The sequence below is a fragment of the Aeromicrobium panaciterrae genome (assembly GCF_039537165.1).
Lineage (GTDB): Bacteria > Actinomycetota > Actinomycetes > Propionibacteriales > Nocardioidaceae > Aeromicrobium > Aeromicrobium panaciterrae.
In genome coordinates this window covers 43462-49591 of sequence record NZ_BAAAZZ010000001.1, presented here as the reverse complement: position 1 = coordinate 49591, position 6130 = coordinate 43462, and the positions used below count along the sequence as shown (strand labels likewise).

The following is a 6130-nucleotide window of genomic DNA, read 5'->3' as shown; positions in this document are numbered from 1 at the left end:
TCTTGCTCCCCCGATTGGACTCGAACCAATAACCTGCCGATTAACAGTCAGACGGTTTACCGCTACCATGGGACCGGGAGATGTTCGCAGATCGCAGAGTTTCCACCCTGAAACCAGAGGAAATACTGGGACTTGACAGTACGAATATCTTCGCAGGTGCGTAGGATGTTCACGCACCTGCATGTGTGTACCTATGTGTGTACCTGACGAACGGAGAAGCCATGGAGACCCCGGCGCCGACGCTGACGTTGGCTGAGTTTCTGCTCGCACGCATCGCGGATGACGAGGAGGCTGCACAGAAAACGATCGCCGACTTCCGCTACGAGCCTGACGACCAGGCGTGGTTGGCGGGAGAAATGAGCGGCACCCCCATCGTCGCCGTGTCGGCCGAGCGCGCCCTCGCTGAGTGCAAGGCGAAGCGGGCAATCGTGGAGCTGCATGACGAGACGGGCCGGAGCCGCGCCGCACTTGATGACGCGCAGGGAGACCCCGACCTTGACGCGGTGATGGGCCCCCTTCGTGACGCTCTACGCGCTGTTGCAGGCGTCTATGCGGACCACCGTGACTACCAACCTGAGTGGTCGAAGCATGCCTAAAAAGCGTAGCCACGGCGACGGTGGCCTGTACTGGATCGCCAGCAAAGGATTGTGGCGTGGAACGATCGAGCTCGGCCGTGACGAGACAGGCAAGCGGATCACGAAGCACGTCCACTCCAAGTCACAGAAGGCGTGTCGCGAGAAGCTCGATGCCATCAAGGCTGAGATCGCTGCCCACGGTGCACCGCTCGACACGACGGCCACCGTCGGCGACTGGGCCGACAAGTGGTTGATCGAGTACAAGAAGCCGCACGTCGACCCTAAGACGTACACCGGGTACGCATCGTGCGTGAAGGTGTGGATCAAGCCCGAGATCGGCGAGAAGCGCGTCTCCGCTCTCAAGCCGTCTGACATTCTCGCCGTCCATGGTCGGGTCCGTGCTGCTGGCATGTCGTCGACTACCGCGCTCGGTGTGCACCGGGTGATGAACATGCTGCTCGAGGACGCCCGCAAGCAAGGACTATGCGCCCGCAATGTCGCCACTGACGTCACGAAGCCGCAGAAGGCCGCGTCGACCCGTGACTCCATTCCCCTCCCCCAGGCAACCGAACTGCTCACCGTCGCCGCCGGCCACGACCTCGGCGCGATGTGGTGGTTCAAGCTGCTCGGCGGTCCCCGCCAGGGCGAGATACTCGGCGCCACCCTCGAGAGCCTCGACCTCGTGAACAACCTCTACCGGGTCAACTGGTCCCTCGAGGAGGTCCCCAAGGAGCACGGGTGTGGACCGAAGACAGAGACCGGTTGGCCGTGCGGGAAGAAGCAGGGCGCGGCGTGCAGCGATTGGCGTTGGCGCATCCCCGACGGGTTCGAGATGATCCACCTGTTCGGCCGCTACTGCCTGACGCGCCCGAAGTCGATGACCGGTCGCGTCGTCCCGTTGTTCCCCCAGATGGCGGACATGATCGCCGACTACCTTGAGCGTCATGAAGACACCCCGAACCCGTACGGACTGATCTTCCGAAAAGACGACGGCACCCCGTACACCGCCACGGAGGATGCGCAGGCGTGGCGCGATCTACTGTTCGAGGCGGGGGTCATCGGCAAGGACGAATTGGCGCCGGGGAAATCCGAGATCACCGGGCACTGGGCACGGCACACCACGATCACATTGCTCGCGTCGCTGGGTGTCGACGCGCAACTGATCGGTGAGATCGTCGGCCACTCGTCAGAGGAAGTGACTCGGATCTACCGGCACGCGCACGCCGACGAGAAGGCTCACGCGATGGCCAAACTGGGCAACCTCATGCTGGCCTTGCCAGCCGGTTCTGCTTCCGCTCGTCCCTGATCCGGCGCAACCGGTTCACCGCGGTTGGCTTGTACGCGAGCGCAGCCTCGGTGTCGATGAGGCGGTTCACGATCTGTGTGGCGCCGGTCAAGGACAGGCCAGTGGCTTCACGGACCGCGGTCTCCTTCGGACCCATGTATCTCCACGTCTTCGAGAAGATGTCGATCAGCGCCTTGTCGCGATCAGACAGTTCGGTGGTCTCAGGCATGGCTTATACGGTATCGCCGGGGTCTGACAGCAGGTCCTTGAGTTGGTGGTATTCGGACGCGTGGAGCGAGTGCAGTCGCACCTCGAACATGTGCAAGGTCACCCACAACTCCTGGGCGGCGTGCCCGTTCGAGACGGTGCGCTTCATAGCCTCCGCCATGGTGTGCATGTCGGGGATGAGCCACCGTGCTGCGAGCCGGTCGGCCGCGAGCTCCTGGCGAAGTTCGGCCCGTTGGTCAACACACGGACCGTCGTGCCGGACGATATGAGCCAACTCGTGGGCCAGCGCGCACCGCTTCGACACCTGTCGGAGACGTGAGTCCATCACGATCTCTTTCGTGTCGGGAAACCACAGCGCGTCGGCACCATCGAGGTAGTCGTCGTCGGCGGTCCACAGCAGTTCGATTTCCGGATACCGGCGCAGTTCGCGCCACGGGTTGTACGTCATCGCCGAGCCCCCCTGCTACTCGTCGTCTTGCTGTTCTTCACGCTTCCCTCGGGGCCGGCGGCTCGCGACGTTCCCGAGTTCCTCGGTGGAGGGCAGTATACGGCCGTTCGCGTCGACCTGCCGTTTCGCGGAACGCTTTCGCTCGAGCTCGTCATCTTGGATGGAGGCTAGTGCGTCGGCCCGACGTTCTTGTTCGATCAGCGCGATCCAGTTGCTGGCGTCAGCACCCACGCCCTCAGCAATGAGGATCAGCTGCTCTACGTAGAGGTTGGCCCTCCCCTTCGAGATGTTGACCAACGTGGTGCGAGGCATACCCGCATCCGCTGCGATTTGAGTCAAAGACTTGGGAGAGCCTTCGATCGCGGCGGCAATGAGCTCGACTGCCCGTCGTGATGACGGACCGTCCTTCATGCTGCTTTGGGACATAGAACGGGAGCATATTCCATTTAGAACACGCCGGTCAATAGTGCTTGACATCGCGTTCCATTTGGAACTACGGTCGCCACATGTTCGATTTGGAACGTGTGAGGGAGTCCATCGCCGCCGAGGTTCGGGCCGCAATGGGACGACACAACATCACCGCAAAAGCCATCAGCGTCGCCACCGGGATTCCGCCGGCGACGCTCTCTCGCAAGATCAACGGGCTTGTCGGGTTCACCCTCGAGGAACTCTTCAAGGTCACCCAGGCGCTGAACATCTCGGCTGCTGACCTGATCCGCGAAGCCACCGCTGCAGCGAGCGCAGCATGAACGTCACGATCGGTTTCCCACCGAAGCTCATGGAGAAGCAGACAGCCGCGCTGTACCTGTCCACGTCGACTCGCAAGCTCGACGAACTGCAGTCACAGGGTGTCATCACGCCCCGCAAGTTGGGCAACAAGCGCGTCTACGTCCGCGACGAGCTCGACACCTACGCCGAGTCCCTGCCCGAGTGGGTCGGTGCCAAATGAGCGACTACCAGAGCGGCGTCTGCCTCGAGTCCGGGGTGCGCGTCGTGGACGGCATCCCCCATTACCCCTGCGAACTGGACGCGGTCACGACCGTCAACGGTCGCCCGTCCTGCGGAGGTCACCAGTGAACTACTTCCACTTCGCCATCCCCACCGGATCGACACGCAGCCCTCAGTCGTGCGCCGTCCACATCGAACGCCGCTTCGGCATCGAAGGCCGACCCGAGCTCGTGTCGATCCAACCGGCGTACCGGCTGTACCGGATCGGCTACCACCACACCGAGAAGCAACTCCCCCTGCGGCACTAACGATGCCGCCCGTTCACGACGGGCGCAGGGACGAAGCCAGTACCAGAGGCACACGCGGCGACATGCCAGAAGTGACCAAAGCCTCGAATCGAGTGGCACTCGAGAAGTAGATACAGCGATGAAGCGCAGATACCCCGAGCCGACCACGGTCCTATGCGGCAGGGAATCACGGTGACGGAGGCCCCAGGGACCTGGGGAGGTACACACCCGCACCAAGGGAACGGAACTTCGATCGCGGAGCACCCAGACAGGTATGTCCCTGGACGTGGGCGCAACAACACAACGAACGGAAGACCCAGTCTTCCAGCCATGCCCGGTTCAGGCCGGCAGTCCCATTCAAGTTGGGCCATGGCACGTCGCCCCGATGCCTACAGCGAGCCGTCGGGGCGCACCTACTTCTCACGACGGAGGTCCGGCCATGGCTCAGAAGCATCACCCGAAGCCACACTCGTCCGTACGTCACGTCGTGAAGGCGATCCTCGACACAGGTGAATGGGAGTACCACGGCCTCGACAGCAACGACCACGGTCTTCTCCTCCACACCGCGACAGGCAACACCGTCGGGTATCCGACGCACCGGTGCTCAGACAAGAACGCGTTCCGCAACGTGCTCCGCACTGCCGAACGGATCATGGGCCGGAAGATCCTCACTCTGGGAAACCGTAAGAAGTCGCGCAAGGCGCCTCAGTCGTCCGGGTTCAGCATCGAAGCTGCCCGTCGCGACTCACGCGACAACCTCACGTGGCAGGCACGGATCGACGAGCTCTGGCTACAGCGCCGTGAGCACATCGACCGGGTCGCGTCACTGGCGCAGCACCCGTCGTTCAACAGCGCCGAGCAGGCGAAGTCTTCGATCGCACGCATCCGCGCCATTGAGGCCGAACTCAACCGTGAATCACAGCGCGTCACGCCGTTCGACCTTGCCGACCTCAGCCGTTTGGACGCCGCCGTATGACGCTCACGAGCCCACGGAACAGAGACGCGTCCGAGATCGACAACCGCGCCCACTGGTTCCTCACCGAACTGGGCCGGTTCCCCACACGCAACGAGCTACGCCGTATCCGGCAATACCGCCGAGCGGTTCGCAAGCAAGGAGGCACACCGTGACGATCACCGATGAACCCCAGGTCAACATCCCGCTCCTTCGCAAGGCGGTCGAATGGGTCGAAGCGGAAGCCGACAAGCCCCTCGAGATCTGTCAGTGGTTGCAGGGCGACTGGATCAATCGGCCCAGCGACCGAGCCCGGATGGTCGAGCACTACAGGTCCGACGACGAGTTCGCAGTGAGCCTCCGAGCCAAGACCCCCGACTGTGGGACCTGCTACTGCATCGCCGGCTACGTCGACCAAGTCATACTCGGCAACCCCGAGCCGTTCACCGATAGCTACGTCGAGACGCGAGCGGCCGAAGCGCTCGGACTCTCCGACAACCAAGCCGACCGACTCTTTCACTCCGACAACACGGTCGAAGATGTCCGGGCGCTTGCCGAAGAGTTTGCCGGAGAACGGCTGTGAGCACCGTCGTCCAGCCCGCCGACTACGACGCGCCGCGGGCCGAGTTCGAGAAGCAGCTTGGGTTCACCCGGCTCGACTTCAACGACACCGACGAGTGGGAAAAGCGAGTAGTCGCACAGGCGATCAAGCACATCGCCGCGAACAATCTCGTCTTCACCACCGACCAAGTCCGCCCGCTCCTACCGGAGGTTCACCCAAACCGGATCGGCGCCGGGTTCGCCGCCGCCAGTGCTCGAGGCGAGATCGTCCACGTCGGCTACACAAAGTCGAAGAAGGTCTCGTCCCACGGCCGGGTTGTCGGCATGTGGCGCTCCACAACTTCCCCCAGGCACGGAGTCATCCGCACTCCTGGCCGAGTTGATCCCCTCCCATCCTGAAAGGCAAGCCCATGGCAGAAGGCAAGAGCGACAAGCCTGACCAGACCGAAGCAGATCCCACACCCGAAACCCCGGAAGCACCGTCGAAGGCTCTCGCCGATGTCGGCGACCTTTCGACCAAGGGCCTCGACAAGTCCTCGGTGGAGGGCCCTACCCGGCGGTACGCGTTCGGCAACGGGTACGGCGCCAAGGTGTGGGCCGGCGACGCCGCTGGTGAGTTCCGCATCGTGGCTCTCACACCCGACGGCAGAGTCACCCGTCATCTCGACGGCATCCCCCGCCTCCCGGCGTCAGTGCCCGTCGACAAGGTCAACGAGATCCTCACCACCCTCGAGGCCCTCTAAGAACTTGGCGGGCGCGTGGTGTCGGGAAGCCCACCGCCCGTCAAGCCGTCCCCCGTGACCCCTGCCGCACTTCCCCGCGGCAGGGGTCCGGTTCTTCCCAAGA

At 63.4% G+C, this 6130-nt stretch carries 13 protein-coding genes; 10 read left to right on the top strand and 3 right to left on the bottom strand.

Translation table 11 applies throughout. The annotated features are described in order from the left end of the window. The first annotated feature begins 221 nt into the window (after window positions 1-221). Both ABD683_RS00410 and ABD683_RS00405 read left to right on the top strand, forming a co-directional pair. Entirely contained in the window at window positions 222-596 is a 375-nt protein-coding gene (locus ABD683_RS00410; protein ID WP_344766309.1) for a DUF6221 family protein, read from the top strand. Then, window positions 589-1881, top strand: a complete 1293-nt coding sequence (locus ABD683_RS00405) for a tyrosine-type recombinase/integrase (protein ID WP_344766307.1) — start codon at window positions 589-591, stop codon at window positions 1879-1881. The genes ABD683_RS00410 and ABD683_RS00405 overlap by 8 nt, the downstream gene beginning before the upstream one ends. Here the strand turns inward: ABD683_RS00405 and ABD683_RS00400 are convergent. From ABD683_RS00400 to ABD683_RS00390, 3 genes are read right to left on the bottom strand one after another with little or no spacing between them, the layout of a single operon-like run. After that, a complete protein-coding gene (locus ABD683_RS00400) occupies window positions 1838-2089 on the bottom strand; it encodes a DUF3263 domain-containing protein (protein WP_344766305.1) in 252 nt (83 codons plus the stop codon). The genes ABD683_RS00405 and ABD683_RS00400 overlap by 44 nt on opposite strands. A 3-nt stretch (window positions 2090-2092) precedes the next feature. Further along, window positions 2093-2536, bottom strand: coding sequence for an ImmA/IrrE family metallo-endopeptidase (locus ABD683_RS00395; RefSeq protein WP_344766303.1), 444 nt, complete (start codon window positions 2534-2536; stop codon window positions 2093-2095). 15 nt (window positions 2537-2551) lie between these two features. Then, window positions 2552-2962: a hypothetical protein gene (locus ABD683_RS00390; RefSeq protein WP_344766301.1), complete on the bottom strand. Its 411-nt coding sequence runs from the start codon at window positions 2960-2962 to the stop codon at window positions 2552-2554. 80 nt (window positions 2963-3042) lie between these two features. Between ABD683_RS00390 and ABD683_RS00385 the strand changes: the two genes are divergently transcribed. The 8 genes from ABD683_RS00385 (at window position 3043) to ABD683_RS00350 (ending at window position 6027) form a co-directional block, all read left to right on the top strand. After that, the gene (locus tag ABD683_RS00385; protein WP_344766299.1) at window positions 3043-3285 is read left to right on the top strand and encodes a helix-turn-helix domain-containing protein; all 243 of its coding nucleotides are present in this window, start codon (window positions 3043-3045) and stop codon (window positions 3283-3285) included. Further along, a complete protein-coding gene (locus ABD683_RS00380) occupies window positions 3282-3485 on the top strand; it encodes a hypothetical protein (RefSeq protein ID WP_344766297.1) in 204 nt (67 codons plus the stop codon). The genes ABD683_RS00385 and ABD683_RS00380 overlap by 4 nt, the downstream gene beginning before the upstream one ends. Next, window positions 3482-3613, top strand: coding sequence for a hypothetical protein (locus ABD683_RS00375; protein WP_344766295.1), 132 nt, complete (start codon window positions 3482-3484; stop codon window positions 3611-3613). The genes ABD683_RS00380 and ABD683_RS00375 overlap by 4 nt, the downstream gene beginning before the upstream one ends. Then, window positions 3610-3792 (top strand): hypothetical protein, encoded by a 183-nt coding sequence (locus ABD683_RS00370; RefSeq protein ID WP_344766293.1) that lies wholly within the window; start codon window positions 3610-3612, stop codon window positions 3790-3792. Before ABD683_RS00375 ends, ABD683_RS00370 begins: the two co-directional genes overlap by 4 nt. A 418-nt stretch (window positions 3793-4210) precedes the next feature. Continuing rightward, a complete protein-coding gene (locus ABD683_RS00365; protein ID WP_344766291.1) occupies window positions 4211-4747 on the top strand; it encodes a hypothetical protein in 537 nt (178 codons plus the stop codon). Window positions 4748-4895: 148 nt separating this feature from the next. After that, complete coding sequence (locus tag ABD683_RS00360) at window positions 4896-5306, top strand: hypothetical protein (RefSeq protein WP_344766290.1); 411 nt, start codon at window positions 4896-4898, stop codon at window positions 5304-5306. Next, window positions 5303-5683 carry a hypothetical protein gene (locus ABD683_RS00355; RefSeq protein WP_344766288.1) on the top strand — a complete coding sequence of 127 codons (381 nt, stop codon included), beginning with the start codon at window positions 5303-5305 and terminating at the stop codon, window positions 5681-5683. The genes ABD683_RS00360 and ABD683_RS00355 overlap by 4 nt, the downstream gene beginning before the upstream one ends. Window positions 5684-5694: 11 nt before the next feature. Continuing rightward, window positions 5695-6027, top strand: a complete 333-nt coding sequence (locus ABD683_RS00350) for a hypothetical protein (RefSeq protein WP_344766286.1) — start codon at window positions 5695-5697, stop codon at window positions 6025-6027. Window positions 6028-6130 lie beyond the last annotated feature (103 nt).

Bases quoted from the DNA above. Each gene is read 5' to 3' on its own strand.
- ABD683_RS00405 (WP_344766307.1), top strand. From the start codon at position 589: ATGCCTAAAAAGCGTAGCCACGGCGACGGTGGCCTGTACTGGATCGCC.
- ABD683_RS00390 (WP_344766301.1), bottom strand. From the start codon at position 2,962: ATGTCCCAAAGCAGCATGAAGGACGGTCCGTCATCACGACGGGCAGTC.
- ABD683_RS00400 (WP_344766305.1), bottom strand. From the start codon at position 2,089: ATGCCTGAGACCACCGAACTGTCTGATCGCGACAAGGCGCTGATCGAC.
- ABD683_RS00380 (WP_344766297.1), top strand. From the start codon at position 3,282: ATGAACGTCACGATCGGTTTCCCACCGAAGCTCATGGAGAAGCAGACA.
- ABD683_RS00375 (WP_344766295.1), top strand. From the start codon at position 3,482: ATGAGCGACTACCAGAGCGGCGTCTGCCTCGAGTCCGGGGTGCGCGTC.
- ABD683_RS00350 (WP_344766286.1), top strand. From the start codon at position 5,695: ATGGCAGAAGGCAAGAGCGACAAGCCTGACCAGACCGAAGCAGATCCC.
- ABD683_RS00395 (WP_344766303.1), bottom strand. From the start codon at position 2,536: ATGACGTACAACCCGTGGCGCGAACTGCGCCGGTATCCGGAAATCGAA.
- ABD683_RS00410 (WP_344766309.1), top strand. From the start codon at position 222: ATGGAGACCCCGGCGCCGACGCTGACGTTGGCTGAGTTTCTGCTCGCA.
- ABD683_RS00365 (WP_344766291.1), top strand. From the start codon at position 4,211: ATGGCTCAGAAGCATCACCCGAAGCCACACTCGTCCGTACGTCACGTC.
- ABD683_RS00385 (WP_344766299.1), top strand. From the start codon at position 3,043: ATGTTCGATTTGGAACGTGTGAGGGAGTCCATCGCCGCCGAGGTTCGG.